Here is an 18115-nt window from a genome sequence, read left to right on the forward strand (position 1 = left end):
ATCGCCTTTGCCGATGGGAGAATAACATGAGCCGTCCGCCGCTGCCGCCCTTCACCGCCGAGACCGCCGCGCAGAAGGCTCGGCTTGCCGAAGACGCCTGGAACAGCCGCGATCCCGAACGGGTTTCGCTCGCCTATACGCAGGACAGCACCTGGCGCAACCGCGCCGAGTTCGTCTCGGGCAGAAATGAGATAGTCTCCTTCCTCACGCGCAAATGGGCTCGCGAGCTCGACTACCGCCTGATCAAGGAGGTCTGGACCTGGAACGACAACCGCATCGCGGTGCGCTTTGCCTATGAATGGCGCGACGACAGTGGCCACTGGTTCCGCTCCTACGGCAATGAGAATTGGGAATTCGACGCGGCCGGGCTGATGCGTAGGCGCGTCGCCAGCATCAACGACCTGCCGATCGCCGAGGGTGAGCGCAAATATCACTGGCCGCTCGGCCGCCGGCCGGACGACCATCCCGGCCTGTCCGAACTCGGACTTTAGAATATGATCCCTAGAGCTGTGTCGCGGTTTTCGGCAAAGATCATGCTCAAGCGGAAAAACTAGCGCATGCGCAGGATCGCGCCCGATCGCGCCGATTTGCTCTCCATCATCGGCGAGGTTTTCCGCGAACACGGCTATGAAGGGGCGAGCCTGGCGCGGATCGGTGCGGCGACCGGCCTAGGCAAAGGCAGCCTTTACCACTTCTTCCCCGGCGGCAAGGAAGAGATGGCGGCGGCTGTCATTGCCCATATAGATGGCTGGTTCGAGGAGAATGTCTTCGTGCCGTTGCAGGACAGGGCCGACCCTCGTACGGGCATCGATCGGATGTTCGAAGCGACGGAGAGCTATTTCCGCTCGGGACGCCGGGTGTGCCTGATCGGCGCCTTCGCGCTGGACGAATCCCGCGACCTCTTCGCCATCGCGATCAAAAGCTATTTCGGCCGCTGGGTGGCGCATCTTGCCGAAGCGCTGACGCGCGCCGGACACGACCCGGCCAAGGCGGATGAAATCGCCGCAGAGACGGTCGGCGCCATCCTGGGCGCGCTCACGCTGGCGCGCGCCTTCGACGACACGGCAGTGTTTTCCCGCGCCCTGCAACGAGCGCGGGCGGCGCTCGGCTAGAGTGCTATAAGGGCTCGAAGCGGAAAGCCGCCTCGGTTCGAAAAACCCGGCCGACGCCGGGCGAATCAAGATGCGCGCCGGCGACGTAGCAGTCGTTGTTGGCCGCAAGCGCCAGCATTTGCAACCGGCTTTCCCTCGCCTGCTGCTGGTCTGCGTCGAATTCCCACGTGATCTCGGGTCGATCGAATTGAAGCGACGGCACATGTACGATGTCGCCCCAGATCAACAGTGTTTCGCCTGCGCTCACAACGCGAAAGCAACTGTGGCCGGCTTCATGGCCAGCGGAGCCGATCGTATCGATGTCAGCGCTGACGCGCTGTCCAGCATCGAGAGGCTGGGCGCGATCGTGGAAGCGTTCCAGCCTCGCCACGTCGCGACTGCCGAGCTCAGCGCGCGGGACAAGCAGCCGAGAGAGCTGCGGGAAGCCGTCGCCACCATCGGCAAGGATGAGCCCGTGTATATGGTCGAGATGGGTGTGGGTGAAAGCAACAGTCCGAATCCGCTCGATGGCGATCTTCGCCTCGCGCAGCGCCTCGGGCAGGTGCCCCATTGTCGGGTGCCAGGCGTTCGAAGCCCCTGTGTCGATCAGCGTGATGTCGTCGCCGTCATCGATGGCGAAGGCGTTGACCGACAGCCTGAGCGCACCGTCGACGAGCGGTACATGCGAGGGCAGGTTGTCACCGAATGTCCGGTCTCCGGGCTGGCGCAGCCGCCTGATTGGCATGTCGACGTAACCGTCGCGCAGCGACGTGACCGTCATGGCTCCGACTCTATACGCCGTATGATTATACCCGGTCGAAATCCGTTCCAATCTAGATCATCTCCAGGCCGCGCTTGCGCGTCGGCGGTGGAAAGGCGCGGTCGAGTTCGACGAAATCCTCAGCCTCCAGCTCGATGTCGAGCGCGGCAACATTCTGGCGGACGTGCTCCTGGCTGCTCGCCTTCGGGATGGCGATGACACCGGGCTGCGCCATCACCCAGGCCAGGGCGATCTGTGCCGGCGTTGCGTTGTGGCGGGCGGCGATGGTTTCCAGCCTGGAATTGCGCGCCAGCGCGCCCTGCTCGACCGGCGAATAGGCCATCAGCGGGATGCCGCGCTGCCGGCTCCATGGCGCGAGATCGAATTCGGGGCCGCGCCGCGACAGATTGTAGAGTACCTGGTTGGTCTGGACATGATCTCCAGACGACGGACCGGTCAGCTCCTCCATTTCGTCGGTGTCGAAATTGCTGACGCCCCAGTGACGGATCTTGCCGGCCTTCTTCAACGCCTCGAAAGCCTCGACCGTTTCGCCTAGAGGCACACTGCCCGGCCAATGCAGGAGATAGAGATCGATGCGGTCGGTGCGCAGGCGCTTCAAGCTGTTTTCGCAGGCCCGGGCCACGCCGGCGCGCGAGGCATTGGACGGCAATACCTTGGAGACGAGAAAGAGTTTGTCGCGGCGCCCGGCAATGGCTTCCGCCACCACCTCCTCGGCGCCGCCGCTGGCATACATTTCAGCGGTGTCGATCAACGTCATGCCGAGGTCCAGCCCGAGCTTCAGGGCATTGACCTCCCCGGCGCGGCGGCGGGAATCCTCGCCCATCTTCCATGTGCCCTGTCCCAGCACCTGGACGGCCTCGCCCGAAGGCAACGTGGTGGTTCTTATGGTCGTGGGCATGGAGGCTCCTCGTATGGCGGTCAATGCGCATGGCATCACAAGCACAGGGAGAAATCCACAATAGATCCCGCATTCTTCTCCGCAGTCGTTGCTGCCTTACTTCGCCGGATGGGCGGCGAGCCAGGCCTGCATCTTGGTGATCTCGGCTTCCTGCGCGGCGATGACATCTTCGGCCAGCTTGCGGATTTCGGGATCCTTGCCATTGGCGAGTTCCACCTTGGCCATGTCGATCGCGCCCCGATGATGCGGGATCATGCCGCGCACGAAGTCGACATCGGCATTGCCGGAATAATCGATCATCATGTCGGTGTGCATCTTGTCCATCGCCGCCTTGTAGCCGTCGGTCGAAGGACCTTGCGCGCCCATCGCGCCCATGTCGTGTTTCATCTCTTCGGATTGCGCCGGGACGCTTTCGAGGAAAACGGCAAGCAGCATTCCCGCCGCCATCATCAAAAGCACGATTTTCTTAGCCAAGGTCATCCATGATCTCCTGTTGATTGAAATTCGTATCTGGGGGCTTTGCTCAGAGTTTCAACGTCCGCAGCCGCAATGCGTTGGCGATGACCGAAACCGAAGACAGGCTCATGGCCGCCGCAGCCAGCATCGGCGACAAAAGCGTGCCGGTCAGCGGATAGAGCACGCCGGCGGCAACCGGCACGCCAAGCACATTGTAGAGGAAGGCGAAGAACAGATTCTGGCGGATGTTGCGGATCGTCCCCTGGGCGAGCGTTCGCGCCCTGACGATGCCGTTGAGATCGCCCTTGACCAGCGTAATGCCGGCGCTCTCGACAGCGACATCGGCGCCGGTGCCCATGGCGATGCCGACATCGGCGCTGGCCAGGGCCGGCGCATCGTTGACGCCGTCGCCGGCCATGGCGACGCCCGCACCTTTCGCACGCAACTCCTCGACAAGGGCTGCTTTTTGTTCCGGCAGAAGGCCGGCGCGCACCTCGTCAATGCCAAGGCTTTTGGCGATGGCACGCGCCGTGCGTTCATTGTCGCCGGTCGCCATGATGATCCGCAACCCTCTGTCGTGCAGCGCCCTGATCGCCTCGGCTGTCGTTGCCTTGACCGGATCGGCGACCGCGACAATGCCGGCCAGTCTTTTGTCCACCGCAACGAACATCGCCGTCTTGCCCTCGGCCTGCAGCGCCTCAGCTTTCGCCGAAAGGGAAGCGGTGTCGATGCCGACATCGGCCATCATGGCGGCGTTGCCGAGCGAAACCTTCCTGCCAGACACCGTGCCGGATACGCCCTTGCCGGTGACGGCGTCGAAGCCGCCGGCCTCAACGAGCGTCAGGCCGCGTTCGCCGGCGCCGCCGACAATGGCCTCGGCCAGCGGATGCTCCGAGCCTTTTTCCAGGCCGGCGGCGAGCGCCAGCAATACATTCTCAGACAGGCCTTCGGCAGCGACGACATCGGTCAAGCGAGGCTTGCCTTCGGTCAAGGTGCCGGTCTTGTCGACGATCAACGTGTCGACCGAAGCGAAGCGCTCAAGCGCGGCCGCGTCCTTGATCAGCACGCCCGCGTGCGCCCCGCGCCCGGTGGCGGTCATGATCGACATCGGCGTCGCCAGGCCGAGCGCGCAGGGGCAGGCGATGATCAGCACCGAGACCGCCGAGACGATGGCAAAGATCAAGCTGGGTTCGGGACCGAGGATCGCCCAGGCGGCAAAGGCCGCGAGCGCGACCAGCACGACGGCCGGCACGAAGTAGAAGGAGACGCGATCGGCCAGACCTTGAATCGGCGCGCGCGAACGCTGCGCCTTTGCGACCAGCTCGACGATGCGCGAAAGCGTCGTTTCGGAGCCGACCTTTTCGGCGCGCATGATCAGCGAACCGTTCTTGTTGAGCGTGCCGCCGGTCAAGGCATCGCCTTTCGTTTTTTCGACCGGCAGCGGCTCGCCCGAGATCATCGATTCGTCGATGGAGGAACGGCCTTCCGTTACGATGCCGTCGACCGGCACGGCGTCGCCTGGACGGAGGCGCAGGTGGTCGCCGGTCTTGACCGCATCGAGCGGCACGTCGGTGTCGGAGCCGTCCTCCCCGATCAGCCGTGCCGTCTTCGGCGCCAGGTCGAGCAGCGCACGGATGGCCGAGCCGGTCTTTTCGCGCGCCCGCAATTCGAGCACCTGACCGAGGAATACCAGCGCGACGATGACGGAAGCTGCCTCGAAATAGACCGGGACGGTGCCGCCATGGCCACGGAACTGATGCGGAAAGATGTCCGGAAACAGTGCGGCGACGACGCTGTAGAGGTAGGCCGCACCCACACCCAGCGAAATCAGCGTCCACATGTTGGGGCTGCGGTTGACCAGCGACTCCCAGCCGCGGTGGAAGAAGGGGAAGGCCGCCCACAGCACCACTGGGCTGGCCAGCGCCAATTCCAGCCAGACCATCGTTCGCCCGTCGACAAACGCCTGGAACGTCAGGCCGAGCATCGGCGCCATGGCAACGATCAGCAGCGGCAGGGACAGCACCGCGCTGACCCAGAACCGTCTGGTGAAGTCTACCAGTTCGGGGTTCGGGCCCTCATCGCCAGTGGGAACGCCCATCGGCTCAAGCGCCATGCCGCAGATCGGGCAGGAGCCGGGCTTGTCTCTTATCACTTCGGGGTGCATCGGGCAGGTGTATTGAGTGCCTTTCGGCACTGGCGACGCCGCCGGCCTATCGCCGAGATAGTTTTGCGGCTCGGCCTCGAACTTCGCCCGGCAGCCGGCCGAGCAGAAATAGAAACCCTGGCCTTCGTGGCGGAAAAAATGCCTGGCGGTAGCGCGGTCGACACTCATGCCACAGACGGGGTCGGTGGCGGTCAGGTATTTTTCAGGCCCGGCGACGAATTTCGTACGGCAACCCTCGCTGCAGAAGTGAAAAAGACGGCCGCCATGCTCGGCCGTCGGCTTGCCGGCTGCCAGATCGACGCTCATGCCGCACACCGGATCGCGCACCACGGCTTCGGCGGCCGGCTCAGCAGCCTTTGCCGTACAGCAGTTGCCATCGGCCGCGTGCGCGTGGTGGTGATGCTCGGAATGCGCCATCGAAAAGTGCCTTATATCTGTCTGGGTGAGGAGGTAGTGCTTCCAGTAACTGGAAGGTCAAGGGGCGATTTCCACTTTTCGATCGTGGCCGTCATCGCGCACATCGAGGGAAAATCGCTTACGCAACTTTGTTCCCATGCTATGGACGCGCGTCCCACTGCATCGATCCCACCCAAATGAAATGCCTGATTATCAATCTCGATCGGTCCCGCGATCGCCTCGCCCATGTAACGGCGGAGTTCGCCCGCATCGGCATCGCGTTTGAGCGGGTCGCCGCCATCGATGCGCGAGATCGGCCGGATCTGGCCGAAATGCCGCAGGGCAAGAAGCATTTGCGTCTGGCCGACGCCGAGATTGCATGCCTGCTCAGCCACCAACAGTGTTGGTCGATGATCGCTGCAGGTGAGGATGCTTACGCGGCGATTTTCGAGGACGATGTCGTTTTCCCGGACAAAGCCGGCGCTTTGCTTGCCGATGCGGGCTGGATTCCCGCCGATGCGGACATCGTCAAGCTTGAAACGTTCTTCAACCGGACCGTAATTTCACGCAAGCAAGTTGCCTGCGGCCACGGTTTTTCTGCGAGCAGACTGCACGGGCTCCATATCGGTACGGCGGGATACATCCTGTCCAGACAGGCCGCGCGGGACCTTCTTGCGGCAACGAATGAGATCAGCATTCCCGTCGATCACCTCATCTTCAATCCGCGTTTTGCGACCTCGTCCGACAAGGTCATTTACCAACTCGTCCCAGCATTGTGCCTGCAGGCACAATTCCTCGGCGACAGTCCGGTGAGATTGCCAAGCCTGCTCAAGCAGGAGCGAACAGAGGAATGGGTGGCAAGCGGGATAGGTAAACGGCGCCCCAGGCCAATCACCGCCAAGGTAAGGATCGAGACCAGGCGGTTGACGCGGCAGATCGCCGATCTCTTCCGGCTCCGGCGCGAGATGATCATCCCTTTCTGGTATCGCGGCCGACGCGTCCGTCCGCCCCATACACAGCGCCGTGAAAACGCGCTATAGACGCCGCGCAAAGGCGAGGCCCACCGGCAATCCATGGCAAAAATCTCCCTCAAGCTCGACGCGCTGATCGACAGCGAGGCTTTGCGCCGCGACATGACGGCGCTGATCTCGGCGGCCAGCGGCATCGAGCCCGGCGCGCGCGTCGGCGCGCTCCGGCTGCTGAAGGATCGGCTGACCGAGGGCCGCAAGGTTGCCGAGCGCATGCTGATGGACGATGGCAGCGGCACGGCCTGCGCCGCCCGGCTGTCGCATCTGATGGACGAGATCATCCGCGCCCTCTACGAGTTCGCCGCGACCCACGTCTACCGGGTGAAAAGCCCCTCGACCGCAGAGCGCATGGCGGTCGTTGCCGTCGGCGGCTATGGCCGCGGCACGCTGGCGCCGGGCTCCGACATCGACCTGTTGTTCCTGCTGCCCTACAAGCAGACGCCGTGGGGCGAACAGATCGTCGAATATATGCTCTATATGCTGTGGGACCTCGGGTTGAAGGTCGGCCACGCCACCCGCAACATCGACGAGTGTCTCAGGCTGTCGCGCAGCGACATCACCATCCGCACCACGATCCTGGAAGCGCGGTTCCTGTGGGGCGAACAGAAGCTCTTCGACGAATTGCTGACCCGCTTCGACCATGAAGTGGTGCGCACCACCGGACCGGAATATGTGCAGGCCAAGCTCGCCGAACGCGATGATCGCCATGCCAAGGCCGGCGAAAGCCGCTATCTGGTCGAGCCCAACGTCAAGGACGGCAAGGGCGGCCTGCGCGATTTGCAGACGCTGTTCTGGATCGCCAAATACTTCTATCGCGTGCGCACCGGCGAGGAACTGGTCGAAAAGGGCGTCTTCACCGAAGCCGAGTACCGCGAATTCCAGAAGGCCGAAGACTTCCTGTGGGCGGTGCGCTGCCACATGCATTTCCTCACCGGCAAGCCAGAGGAACGGCTGCATTTCGATATCCAGCGCGAGATCGCCGAACGGCTGGGCTACACCACGCATCCCGGTCTGTCGGCGGTCGAGCGCTTCATGAAGCACTACTTCCTCGTCGCCAAGGATGTCGGCGACCTCACCCGCATCTTCTGCGCCGCGCTCGAGGAAGAGCAGGCCAAGCATGTGCCCGGCTTCAACCGCATCTTCCTCACCTTCCAGCGCCGCAAGCGCAAGCTGGCAGGCACGTCGGACTTCATTGTCGACAATCACCGCATCAACGTCGCCGACGACAGCGTGTTCGAGCGCGACCCGGTCAATCTGCTCAGGCTGTTCTGGTTCGCCGACAAGCACGGGCTGGAGTTCCATCCCGATGCGCTGAAGCTGCTCACCCGCTCGCTCGGTCTGGTCAACAAGTCGCTGCGGCGCGACGAGGAGGCCAACCGGCTGTTCCTCGACATCCTGACCTCGGACCGCAATGCCGAGCTCAATTTGCGGCGCATGAACGAGGCCGGCCTGCTCGGCAGGCTGATCCCCGATTTCGGCAGAATAGTCGCCATGATGCAGTTCTCGATGTACCACCACTATACGGTGGACGAGCACCTGATCCGCTGCATCGGCGTCTTGGCCGAGATCGAGCGCGGCGATGGCGAAAAGGTGCATCCGCTGTCGCACACGCTGATGCCGGGGCTAGAGAAGAGCCGCGAGGCGCTCTATGTCGCGGTGCTGCTGCACGACATCGCCAAGGGCCGGCCGGAGGATCACTCAGAGGCCGGCGCCCGGATCGCACGCCGCATCTGCCCGCATATGGGGCTGTCGGCCGCCGACACCGAGACCGTCGCTTGGCTGGTCGAGAACCATCTGGTGATGTCGATGACGGCGCAGACGCGCGACCTCAACGACCGCAAGACGATCGAGGATTTCGCCTCGATCGTGCAATCGGTCGAGCGGCTGAAAATGCTGTTGATCCTGACCGTCTGCGACATCAGGGGTGTCGGGCCGGGCGTGTGGAACGGCTGGAAGGGCCAGCTCCTGCGCACGCTCTACTACGAGACCGAACTGCTTTTGACCGGCGGCTTCTCGGAAGTGTCGCGCGCCAAGCGGACGGCGGCGGCGCGCGAGCGGCTGGCCGAGGCGCTGGCCGATTGGCCGGACAAGGCCCGCAAGCGCTATGTCGGCCTGCATTACGAGAACTATCTGCTGACGGTCGACCTCCCCGATCAGCTGCGTCATGCCGAATTCATCCGCGAAGCCGACGCGGCAGGCAAGAAGCTCGCCACCGTGGTCAGGACGCACCAATTCGAGGCGGTGACCGAGATCACCGTGCTGGCGCAGGATCATCCGCGCCTGCTTTCGGTTATTGCCGGCGCCTGTGCCGGCGCCGGCGGCAACATCGTCGACGCGCAGATATTCACCACGTCCGACGGCCGCGCGCTGGACATCATCCTGATCTCACGGGAATTCGACCGCGACGAGGATGAGCGCCGTCGCGCCGAGCGCGTCGGCCGGCTGATCGAGGACGTGCTGTCGGGCAAGAGCTGGTTGCCGGAGATGATCGAGAAGCGCACCCGGCCGCGGCGCGGCGCCAAGGTGTTCAAGATTCCGCCGCGCGCCGAAATCCGCAACACGCTGTCGAACCGGTTTTCGGTGATCGAGGTCGAGGGACTGGACCGGCCTGGGCTGTTGTCGGAAATCACCAGTGCGTTGTCCGATCTCTCGCTCGACATCGCCTCGGCCCACATCACCACCTTCGGCGAGAAGGTGATCGACACTTTCTATGTCACCGACCTGACGGGGCAGAAGATCGACAATCCGGCGCGCACCGCCGCCATCCACACAAGGCTGATCGCGGCACTTGAAGGCGTTGTCCCGGAGCGCGGCGGCAAGACCAAGGCGGCGGCCGAGTGACCATCACTTTGTCCCAATCACCCCCTTTGTCCCAATCATCCCCTTTGTCCCAATCATCCAGGCAATCTCCCCGCGCATGAGCCTCGTCAAGAAATTCGCCACGGTTGCGTCCGGCACGCTGATGAGCCGCGCCCTTGGCTTTGGCCGCGAAATGCTGATGGCGGCCGCACTCGGCACCGGGCCGGTGGCGGACGCCTTCAACGCCGCCTTTCAGTTTCCCAACACGTTTCGCCGGCTGTTTGCCGAAGGCGCCTTCAACGCCGCTTTCGTGCCGCTGTTTGCCAAGGAGATCGAGACTCACGGCACCGACGGCGCCAAGCGTTTTTCGGAGGAAGTGTTCGGCGTCCTGTTCACCGCACTTCTGGCGCTGACCATCGTCATGGAATTGGCGATGCCGCTGATCGTGCGCTATCTCGTGGCGCCGGGCTTTGCCGACACGCCGGGCAAATTCGAGACGACCGTCCTGCTGGCGACGATCATGTTCCCGTATCTCATCTGCATGTCGCTCGCAGCGATGATGGCCGGCATGCTGAATTCGCTGCGCCGCTATTTCGCGGCTGCCGTGGCGCCGGCTTTCCTCAACATCATCCTGATCAGCGTGCTCGGCTACGCCTGGTACCACGGCATGGATGCCCGTGAGGTCGGTTTCAGCCTGTCCTGGGGCGTGCTGGCGGCGGGGCTGGTGCAGCTTGCCATCGTCTGGGTGGCGGTGCGCAATGCCGGCATCGCCGTCGGCTTTCGCCGGCCGAAGATGACGCCCAACATCAAGCGCCTGCTGATCCTGGCGCTGCCGGCGGCGATCACCGGCGGCATCACCCAGATCAACCAGCTGATCGGCACGGCGATCGCGTCGGCGCAGGACAGCGCCGTGTCCTCGCTTGCTTACGCCGACCGCATCTACCAGCTGCCGCTCGGCGTCGTCGGCGTCGCGGTGGCCATCGTGCTGTTGCCGGAGCTGTCGCGGGCGCTGAAATCGGGCAATCTGGTCGAGGCGGCCAATCTGCAGAACCGCTCGGTCGAGTTCACGCTGTTCATGACCTTGCCGGCGGCGGCGGCCCTTTGGGTAATGGCGGAGCCGATCGTGCGGCTGGTTTATGAGCGCGGCGCCTTCGCCGCCACCGGCTCGACGCCGACGGTGGCGGCGATCCTGGCGATCTTTGGCCTCGGCCTGCCGGCCTTCGTGCTGATCAAGGCCTTCACCCCCGGCTATTTCGCCCGCGAGGACACGCGCACGCCGATGATGTTCGCCGCCATCTCGGTCGGCGTGAACGTGATCACCGCGCTGACGCTGTTCCCGAAAATGGGCGCGCCCGGCATTGCGGTAGCCTCGGCCGTCGCCGGCTGGGTCAACGCGGTGATGCTGCTCGCCGTCCTGATCCGGCGCGGCCATTGGGGCCGCGACGCGCCGCTGCTGAAGCGCATTCCGCGTCTTGTGCTGTCGGCGGCGGTGATGGCGACAGCACTCTATTTCGCCGAGCACTGGCTGGCCATCAGGCTCGGCCCCGGCTCGCCACTGGTGATCAAGGCCGTAACGCTTCTCTCATTGGTAGCCGGCGGGGCGCTGCTCTACTTCGTCACGGCTTTCGCCACCGGCGGCGCCGATTTCGGAATGATCCGGCGCAATGTGAAACGCGGCTCGGGCAAGGCAGCGGCGCCAGCGCCAAACGCCGATCTGGACGAATAGTCCGGGCGAGCTAACAGCAACACCGGTCTTGATCCTCTCCGCCCCTTCGTCCATAAGCGCGCCGTCGAAAGACTTTCGCCGGGCGCGGTTTCCAGCCGCGTGATTGGCTCCGAAAAGTCTGCAACTTTTCGGAATCACGCTTATACGGCCCTCCACAAGCCATGAGGAACCCATGACCGCCTTCAAACAGCTCGTCTTTTCCGGGGTACAGCCGACCGGCAATCTGCATCTCGGCAACTATCTCGGCGCCATCAAGAAATTCGTCGCCCTGCAGGACACGTCAGACTGCATCTATTGCGTCGTCGACCTGCATTCGCTGACGGCACAACTCGTCCATGACGACCTCGCCGACCAGACCCGCTCGATCACCGCCGCCTTCCTCGCCTCCGGCATCGACCCGAAGAAGCACATCGTCTTCAACCAGTCGCGGGTGATGCAGCATGCCGAGCTTGCCTGGATTTTCAATTGCGTGGCGCGCATCGGCTGGATGAACAAGATGACGCAGTTCAAGGACAAGGCCGGCAAGGACCGCGAGAACGCCTCGCTGGGCCTGCTTGCCTATCCCTCGCTGATGGCGGCCGACATCCTGCTCTACCGCGCGACCCATGTGCCGGTGGGCGAGGACCAAAAGCAGCATCTGGAGCTGACCCGCGACATCGCGCAAAAGTTCAATAATGATTTTTCGAGCCGCATCGCCAGTCTTGGCGTCGGCGTCGAGATGCAGGTTGGCGAGGAGACGGTAAACGGGTTCTTCCCGATAACCGAACCGGTGATCGGCGGGCCGGCGGCGCGCATCATGAGCCTGCGCGACGGTTCGAAGAAAATGTCGAAGTCGGACCCGTCCGACCTGTCGCGCATCAATTTGACCGACGATGCCGACACCATCTCGAAGAAGATCCGCAAGGCCAAGACCGACCCGGAAGCGTTGCCAAGCGAAGTCGACGGACTGGAAAGCCGCCCGGAAGCGGAAAACCTGGTCGGCATCTATGCCGGGCTGGCCGAGATGTCGAAGGCGGACGTGCTGAAGGAATTCGGCGGCCAGCAGTTTTCCGTGTTCAAGCCGGCGCTCGCCGACCTTGCTGTGGAAAAACTGGCGCCGATCGCCGGCGAGATGCGCCGTATCGAGGGCGACCGCGCCTATGTCGACGCGGTGCTGAGAGACGGCGGCGAACGCGCCGGCGCGCTGGCTGAGACCACCATGAAGACGGTACGCGACATTATCGGCCTGTTGCAGGGCTGATCCTACCGTCAGTGCACCGCACCATTCTGGCCCAAGGCCGGCGGCTTGCCGCCGGTCTGTCGCGGTGGCAGATTGCGGCCGAAAACATCGAGTAGATAGACATGGTCTCCAAACGCCTCAGTCGCGAAGCCGGCCATCGCAGGAAATTCCTGACGATCATCGACGACACGCCGGAGTGCGAGCGCGCCGTCGCGTACGCCTCCAAGCGGGCGCAGAGCACCAGCGGCACGCTGGTGCTGCTCTACATCATCACACCGGACGACTTTCAGCACTGGCTGGGCGTCGAGAAGATCATGCGCGAGGAAGCCAATGCCACGGCACGCGCGGCACTCGACGGCTACGCCAACAAGGTGCGCCAGAAGCTCGGCATCGAGCCCGAGATGGTGGTGCGCGAAGGCAAGCCGACCGAGGAGATCCACAAGCTGATCGAGGAAGACCAGGACATCGCCATCCTGGTGCTGGCGGCAGGTGCCGGCAAGGAAGGACCCGGGCCGCTGGTCGGGGCTGTTGCCGGCAAGGGCGCCGCCTTCCCTATTCCGGTCACAGTGGTGCCGCAGAACCTGTCTGACGAGGAGATCGACAGCCTCGCATAGAGAGTGATGCCGGAAGTGTGAAGCGGTTTCGGATAACATCACGATCCTGGATTTATAGCCCGCGCGGGATTCATTCCCAGCCAGCAAAAACATTCCGCCAGCCAGCCATTTTGAGCGACGCGTTTCGCTTGAATGTACAGCCGATTGAGCCTATTTAGAACTATTCCAAACTAGCTGCCCGACTGGGGCACGGAGACGGCCATGTTCATCCAGACCGAATCGACGCCGAACCCGGCAACGCTGAAGTTCCTGCCCGGCAAGGAAGTGCTTGTCGAAGGCACCGCCGATTTCCGCGACGCCGACAGTGCAGCCAGCGCCTCGCCGCTGGCCGGCCGCCTGTTCGAGATCCCCGGCGTGACCGGCGTCTTCTTCGGCTATGACTTCATCACCGTGACCAAGGACGGCCCGGACTGGCAGCACCTGAAGCCGGCCATCCTCGGCGCCATCATGGAGCATTTCATGTCGGGCGCGCCCGTGATGGTCAACGCCGGCCCCGCCGCCGAGACCAGCCAGACCGGCGAATTCTACGACAAGGCCGATGAGCAACTGGTCATCACCATCAAGGAACTGCTCGACACCAGGGTGCGCCCGGCGGTTGCCCAGGATGGCGGCGACATCACCTTCCGCGGCTTCGAGAACGGCACCGTGTTCCTGCACATGAAGGGCGCCTGCGCCGGCTGCCCGTCCTCGACGGCGACGCTGAAGCACGGCATCCAGAACCTGCTCCGCCACTTCGTGCCGGAAGTACAGCAGGTCGAGCAGGTCTCCTAAGACCCCTTCACGCATTCGAGCGAGCAACAAAAAACCGGGCCAGATTGCCCGGTTTTCTGTTTTGGACGTCCGTTGTTGCCTAGACGGTCCGCGTACGAAGGGTAACGCCTATTTTGACCATGATCTTCCCGAAAACCGGTTCCACTTTTCGCTTTCGTGGACCTCGGTTCCGGATCATGGTCCTACATCACGATGACCTTGGCGCCGACCGACGTGCGGTCGTAGAGGTCGATGATGTCCTGGTTCATCAGCCGGATGCAGCCTGACGACATCGCCTTGCCGATCGAATTCCATTCCGGACTGCCGTGCAGGCGGTAGCCCATATCACCGCCCTTGTTGAACAGATACATGGCGCGCGCGCCGAGCGGGTTCTTCAAGCCCGGCTCCATGCCGCTCGCGAACTTGGCTAGCTCCGGCTGGCGCTGGATCATCTGCCGCGGCGGCGTCCAGGTCGGCCATTCGCGCTTCAGCGCGATATGGGCGGTCCCGTGCCATTCAAAGCCTTCGCGGCCGACGCCGATGCCGTAGCGGATCGCCCGGCCGTCGCCTTCGACGAAGTAGAGAAACTTGTTCTGGGTATCGACGACGATGGTGCCCGGCTTTTCCGAGGTGTCGTAGTTCACCTCTTGCCGGTGGTACTTCAGCGGCACCCTCTCGATCGGGATGCGCGGCAGTTGGTAGCCTGCATCGTTCACCGAACCGTAGTTGTTGGTGAACAGTTGCGAGCCGATCGTGCTGCAACCCGAGATCGCGGCCGACAACGCAAGTGCGGCGACGATTGCAAATGACTTCATGCGCATGAAATGGTCCGATGCCCCGCCAAGATGTCGCGACACGTTACGGCCGCTTTTCCTGAAATCATTCATGCTGGCATTTGCTTTGCTTGCCAAGCGCGCGATGCCTATATGCAGGAGCTTACGTGCCGGTAAGCCGGCAACTATGGCATTTCGGCAACAGGACTCACGGGATTGTGAAGGAAAAACAATGGTCGGTCCTGTCGGATAGCCTAGAATCAGGGAACCACATCGAGGAATCACAATGAATGTAGGCGATGCCGCGGCGCGGTCCGGCCTGCCGGCCAAGACCATCCGCTACTATGAAGAGATCGGCCTGATCGCCCCGGCGCGCGCCGGCAATGGCTATCGCGATTATTCCAGCGACGACATCCATCGGCTAGCCTTCCTGCGCCGCGCTCGCAACCTCGGCTTTTCAATCGACGATTGCCGGCAGCTGATGGCGCTCTACCGGGACCGCAGCCGCGCCAGCCACGATGTGCGCGAGATTGCCGCCGCCCATGTCAGCGCCATCGAGGAGAAGGTGCGCGAGCTGCAGTCGATGCGCACGACCTTGCAGACGCTGATCCAGGCCTGCCATGGTGACGACCGGCCGGACTGCCCGATTTTGGATGATATTGCGGGGGCTGCGCTGCTCGAGAACAGGCCGGCTTCGGCCATATAAGTAGTATCTCGACTGACTAAAATACGGGAACGTCCAAGGGACAAGAACGGAACCAAAGCGGTTACATCAGACCTTTGCGTTCACGGCGCAAGACTTTAGTCCGGCCGCCTTATAGCTAAGAACGGAAGTTGATCGGCGGACGCAGGGGCGTTCCGGAGCAATACCAGACCGCGCCAATACAGATATGGTGCGATCGCGGAAGGCGCTCGGATCAAGTTGTAGCCTCAGTTATGTCAACCGTATAATCGCCGCCATTCCCCTACGGCTGGGTAGCGCTAGTGAGCAGTGGGTCATCTAGCTCTGCCTTTATCTTCAGGACGGCATCAACGAGGGAACCGAACTCCTCGACGCTGAATGTGCAACTATCCTGGACCGCTCCCATATGGCTGAGGCGGAAGCGTACGAATTTCTGGTTTTCGGCTGGGATGCGCTTCACCAGAAACATGAATGAATAGGGACCTGCGGTCACTGAGTACCGGCGCAATTCTTCGGTCGCGGGAAAAAGCCGGTTGATGAATCCCAAAATCCCATGATGTCTCCCCTCGTGCCAAGGACCGTGCTTCTTATCATTGCGAGAGAAAATTCGCCTATGGTTTGTCAATCATACATCGCCATGGCACACAGGGTTCAAACCGTGAACAAAATCTGGCATGGTGGCTGCCATGCCGATCATTTCGCCGATTCCCCTCAATCCCCTCATCGACGGCCGCCAGTCCGAACGCGCCATGCTGGTGCGGCGCGGCGTGCAGAGGCTGTTGATGCAAATGGGCATGCATGTGCTGCCCGAACTGTCGCTGGCCACCGGGCGGCGCGCCGACCTTGTGGCGCTGACCAGGCAGGGCGACATCTGGATCATCGAGATCAAATCCTCGATCGAGGATTTTCGCGTCGACCGCAAATGGCCTGATTACCGGCTGCACTCCGACCGCTTCTTCTTCGCCACGCATCCCGGCGTGCCCTCGGATATTTTTCCGGAGGAATGCGGCTTCATCCTGTCCGACGGCTACGGCGCCGAGATTTTGCGCGAGGCGCCCGAGCACCGCATGGCCGCAGCAACGCGCAAGGCGCTGATGCTGCGCATTGCACGGGCGGGTGCGGCGCGGCTGCTGGCGGCGGAGCTGGCGGGTGTGGCGGTGCCGGCGCTGGCGGGGGAGAGCGAGTAGACGAAGCTCAAGTTCCTCGCCCCACGAAGTGGGGCGAGGAACCCAAGAACACCTACTCCACCTCTTCCTCCGCCCCCGCAGCTGGCGCCACCAACAGCACGGTTGCCCCCAGCAGCGCTGCAACGAACGAGCCCGCCAGGATGCCGACCTTGACGGCGTCCTGCAGCGCCATGTCGTTGGCAAAGGCAAGCAGGCCGATGAACAGGCTCATGGTGAAGCCGATGCCGCAGAGCAGCGAAATGCCGATCATGTGCAGCCAGCCGGCATTGACCGGCAGGTCGGCGAAGCCGAGCCGGATGGCAAGCGCGGACGAGCCGAAGACGCCGGCCAGCTTCCCCAGCACCAGGCCGGCGGCAACGCCGAGCGTCAGCGGCTCGACCAGGACTGCGGCGCTGAGGCCGGCCAGCGACACGCCGGCATTGGCAAAGCCGAAGATCGGGATGACGACGAAGGGCACGATCTTGTGCAGGCCGTGTTCGAGCCGGTGCAACGGCGAATGGTTGAGATCGTGGCCGCTATCGGCAGAGATTTTCAGCGGAATGGTGAGAGCCAGCGCGACGCCGGCCAGCGTGGCATGCACGCCCGATTTCAGAACCAGCACCCACAGCACGGCGCCGAGCACGAGGTAGGGCGTCAGCCTCGTCACCCGCATGCGGTTGAGCACGATGAGCACCACGATGACGGCGAAGGCCGCACCGAGATAGGCCAGCGATAGGCCGCTTGTGTAGAAGATGGCGATGATGATGACGGCGCCGAGATCGTCGATGATGGCGAGCGCGGTGAGAAAGATCTTGAGCGACGCCGGCACGCGGTTGCCGAGCAGCGACAGCACGCCGAGCGCAAAGGCGATGTCGGTGGCGGTCGGGATCGCCCAGCCGGAGAGCGCGGCGGCGTTGTTGCGGTTGATGGCGACATAGACGAGTGCGGGAACCAGCATGCCGCCGGCGGCGGCGACGCCCGGCAGCACGCGGCGCGGCCAGGTCGAGAGCTGACCGTCGAGCATCTCGCGCTTGATCTCGAGGCCGACCAGCAGGAAGAACACCGCCATCAGCCCATCATTGATCCAGTGCGACACGCTGAGCGGGCCGAGATAGGCGTGGAGAGCGGCGAAATAGGTTTCGGCCAATGGTGAATTGGCGACGATCAGCGCAAGGGCTGCCGCAACCATAAGGATGATGCCGCCCGCCGCCTCGCCGTCGAGGAATTCGCGAAGGATGGATTTCGGCTGCTTGTCGCGCATCTGTGCTCCGTTGCCGGGTTTTCCGGCGGCGTTATTGCCGATGATGGGCAAAGGTCGATGGCACGGCAAGCGCAACTGTTTCCAGCGTTGGCGCCGCCCCTCATTGTCCTGCCGGACGTTCGTCATTCGAAAAGCCAAGCAGTTGGCTTTTCGTCCGCTTCGCGGACCATTCCTCAACTCCCCACATAGCGACGGGGAGAAAGAGGCAGTGTCCGAACCGGATAGATAGGTAACAGAATGGACCGATAGCATGGGTGACAGTTTTCTCCTTCGCCGGGAGGACCGGCGATGGTTTGACGAGAGACTGGCAT

At 63.1% G+C, this 18115-nt stretch carries 16 protein-coding genes; 10 read left to right on the forward strand and 6 right to left on the reverse strand.

Annotated elements, in window-relative coordinates:
- Positions 1-26 precede the first annotated feature (26 nt).
- Both NKH38_RS23045 and NKH38_RS23050 read left to right on the forward strand, forming a co-directional pair.
- Positions 27-491 (forward strand): nuclear transport factor 2 family protein, encoded by a 465-nt coding sequence (locus tag NKH38_RS23045; protein WP_023729603.1) that lies wholly within the window; start codon positions 27-29, stop codon positions 489-491.
- A 66-nt stretch (positions 492-557) separates the two neighbouring features.
- Complete coding sequence (locus tag NKH38_RS23050) at positions 558-1112, forward strand: TetR/AcrR family transcriptional regulator (protein ID WP_352763670.1); 555 nt, start codon at positions 558-560, stop codon at positions 1110-1112.
- Between the two features lie 4 nt (positions 1113-1116).
- Here NKH38_RS23050 and NKH38_RS23055 read toward each other — a convergent pair whose 3' ends face one another.
- The 4 genes from NKH38_RS23055 to NKH38_RS23070 all read right to left on the reverse strand — a co-directional run bounded on the left by NKH38_RS23055 (position 1117) and on the right by NKH38_RS23070 (position 5807).
- Positions 1117-1872, reverse strand: coding sequence for an MBL fold metallo-hydrolase (locus NKH38_RS23055; protein ID WP_352763673.1), 756 nt, complete (start codon positions 1870-1872; stop codon positions 1117-1119).
- A gap of 52 nt (positions 1873-1924) precedes the next feature.
- Positions 1925-2770 (reverse strand): aldo/keto reductase, encoded by an 846-nt coding sequence (locus NKH38_RS23060; protein WP_352763676.1) that lies wholly within the window; start codon positions 2768-2770, stop codon positions 1925-1927.
- 96 nt (positions 2771-2866) lie between these two features.
- Positions 2867-3250 carry a CopM family metallochaperone gene (copM, locus tag NKH38_RS23065; RefSeq protein WP_352545555.1) on the reverse strand — a complete coding sequence of 128 codons (384 nt, stop codon included), beginning with the start codon at positions 3248-3250 and terminating at the stop codon, positions 2867-2869.
- A gap of 43 nt (positions 3251-3293) precedes the next feature.
- Positions 3294-5807, reverse strand: a complete 2514-nt coding sequence (locus NKH38_RS23070; protein ID WP_023715571.1) for a heavy metal translocating P-type ATPase — start codon at positions 5805-5807, stop codon at positions 3294-3296.
- Positions 5808-5983: 176 nt separating this feature from the next.
- On the opposite strand from NKH38_RS23070, the gene NKH38_RS23075 reads away from it, so the two are divergent.
- From NKH38_RS23075 to NKH38_RS23100, 6 genes are all read left to right on the forward strand, one after another.
- Positions 5984-6826, forward strand: coding sequence for a glycosyltransferase family 25 protein (locus NKH38_RS23075; protein ID WP_023685136.1), 843 nt, complete (start codon positions 5984-5986; stop codon positions 6824-6826).
- Between the two features lie 33 nt (positions 6827-6859).
- Complete coding sequence (locus NKH38_RS23080; RefSeq protein ID WP_352763683.1) at positions 6860-9655, forward strand: [protein-PII] uridylyltransferase; 2796 nt, start codon at positions 6860-6862, stop codon at positions 9653-9655.
- A 76-nt stretch (positions 9656-9731) separates the two neighbouring features.
- Positions 9732-11339: a murein biosynthesis integral membrane protein MurJ gene (gene murJ, locus NKH38_RS23085; RefSeq protein ID WP_352763686.1), complete on the forward strand. Its 1608-nt coding sequence runs from the start codon at positions 9732-9734 to the stop codon at positions 11337-11339.
- 172 nt (positions 11340-11511) lie between these two features.
- Positions 11512-12579: a tryptophan--tRNA ligase gene (trpS, locus tag NKH38_RS23090; RefSeq protein WP_023672858.1), complete on the forward strand. Its 1068-nt coding sequence runs from the start codon at positions 11512-11514 to the stop codon at positions 12577-12579.
- Positions 12580-12680: 101 nt separating this feature from the next.
- The gene (locus NKH38_RS23095; RefSeq protein WP_023672856.1) at positions 12681-13172 is read left to right on the forward strand and encodes a universal stress protein; all 492 of its coding nucleotides are present in this window, start codon (positions 12681-12683) and stop codon (positions 13170-13172) included.
- Positions 13173-13373: 201 nt separating this feature from the next.
- Positions 13374-13943 carry a NifU family protein gene (locus NKH38_RS23100; RefSeq protein ID WP_023685140.1) on the forward strand — a complete coding sequence of 190 codons (570 nt, stop codon included), beginning with the start codon at positions 13374-13376 and terminating at the stop codon, positions 13941-13943.
- A 182-nt stretch (positions 13944-14125) separates the two neighbouring features.
- Here NKH38_RS23100 and NKH38_RS23105 read toward each other — a convergent pair whose 3' ends face one another.
- Positions 14126-14743, reverse strand: a complete 618-nt coding sequence (locus NKH38_RS23105; RefSeq protein ID WP_023692663.1) for a L,D-transpeptidase — start codon at positions 14741-14743, stop codon at positions 14126-14128.
- A gap of 238 nt (positions 14744-14981) precedes the next feature.
- Here NKH38_RS23105 and cueR point away from each other — a divergent pair, with 238 nt between their 5' ends.
- Together cueR and NKH38_RS23115 are read left to right on the forward strand one after the other, a co-directional pair.
- On the forward strand, positions 14982-15401 hold the full coding sequence (gene cueR, locus NKH38_RS23110) for a Cu(I)-responsive transcriptional regulator (protein WP_023703112.1): 420 nt from the start codon (positions 14982-14984) through the stop codon (positions 15399-15401).
- A 662-nt stretch (positions 15402-16063) separates the two neighbouring features.
- The gene (locus NKH38_RS23115) at positions 16064-16564 is read left to right on the forward strand and encodes an MmcB family DNA repair protein (RefSeq protein WP_023713558.1); all 501 of its coding nucleotides are present in this window, start codon (positions 16064-16066) and stop codon (positions 16562-16564) included.
- Positions 16565-16616: 52 nt separating this feature from the next.
- Here the strand turns inward: NKH38_RS23115 and nhaA are convergent, their stop codons facing one another.
- A complete protein-coding gene (gene nhaA, locus NKH38_RS23120) occupies positions 16617-17804 on the reverse strand; it encodes a Na+/H+ antiporter NhaA (RefSeq protein ID WP_023713557.1) in 1188 nt (395 codons plus the stop codon).
- Positions 17805-18115 lie beyond the last annotated feature (311 nt).

It is taken from the genome of Mesorhizobium sp. M1078 (genome assembly GCF_040318615.1).
In the GTDB taxonomy this organism is placed as follows: Bacteria; Pseudomonadota; Alphaproteobacteria; order Rhizobiales; family Rhizobiaceae; genus Mesorhizobium.

Bases quoted from the DNA above. Each gene is read 5' to 3' on its own strand.
- NKH38_RS23045 (WP_023729603.1), top strand. From the start codon at position 27: ATGAGCCGTCCGCCGCTGCCGCCCTTCACCGCCGAGACCGCCGCGCAG.
- NKH38_RS23050 (WP_352763670.1), top strand. From the start codon at position 558: ATGCGCAGGATCGCGCCCGATCGCGCCGATTTGCTCTCCATCATCGGC.
- NKH38_RS23055 (WP_352763673.1), bottom strand. From the start codon at position 1,872: ATGACGGTCACGTCGCTGCGCGACGGTTACGTCGACATGCCAATCAGG.
- NKH38_RS23060 (WP_352763676.1), bottom strand. From the start codon at position 2,770: ATGCCCACGACCATAAGAACCACCACGTTGCCTTCGGGCGAGGCCGTC.
- copM (WP_352545555.1), bottom strand. From the start codon at position 3,250: ATGACCTTGGCTAAGAAAATCGTGCTTTTGATGATGGCGGCGGGAATG.
- NKH38_RS23070 (WP_023715571.1), bottom strand. From the start codon at position 5,807: ATGGCGCATTCCGAGCATCACCACCACGCGCACGCGGCCGATGGCAAC.
- NKH38_RS23075 (WP_023685136.1), top strand. From the start codon at position 5,984: ATGAAATGCCTGATTATCAATCTCGATCGGTCCCGCGATCGCCTCGCC.
- NKH38_RS23080 (WP_352763683.1), top strand. From the start codon at position 6,860: ATGGCAAAAATCTCCCTCAAGCTCGACGCGCTGATCGACAGCGAGGCT.
- murJ (WP_352763686.1), top strand. From the start codon at position 9,732: ATGAGCCTCGTCAAGAAATTCGCCACGGTTGCGTCCGGCACGCTGATG.
- trpS (WP_023672858.1), top strand. From the start codon at position 11,512: ATGACCGCCTTCAAACAGCTCGTCTTTTCCGGGGTACAGCCGACCGGC.
- NKH38_RS23095 (WP_023672856.1), top strand. From the start codon at position 12,681: ATGGTCTCCAAACGCCTCAGTCGCGAAGCCGGCCATCGCAGGAAATTC.
- NKH38_RS23100 (WP_023685140.1), top strand. From the start codon at position 13,374: ATGTTCATCCAGACCGAATCGACGCCGAACCCGGCAACGCTGAAGTTC.
- NKH38_RS23105 (WP_023692663.1), bottom strand. From the start codon at position 14,743: ATGCGCATGAAGTCATTTGCAATCGTCGCCGCACTTGCGTTGTCGGCC.
- cueR (WP_023703112.1), top strand. From the start codon at position 14,982: ATGAATGTAGGCGATGCCGCGGCGCGGTCCGGCCTGCCGGCCAAGACC.
- NKH38_RS23115 (WP_023713558.1), top strand. From the start codon at position 16,064: ATGCCGATCATTTCGCCGATTCCCCTCAATCCCCTCATCGACGGCCGC.
- nhaA (WP_023713557.1), bottom strand. From the start codon at position 17,804: ATGCGCGACAAGCAGCCGAAATCCATCCTTCGCGAATTCCTCGACGGC.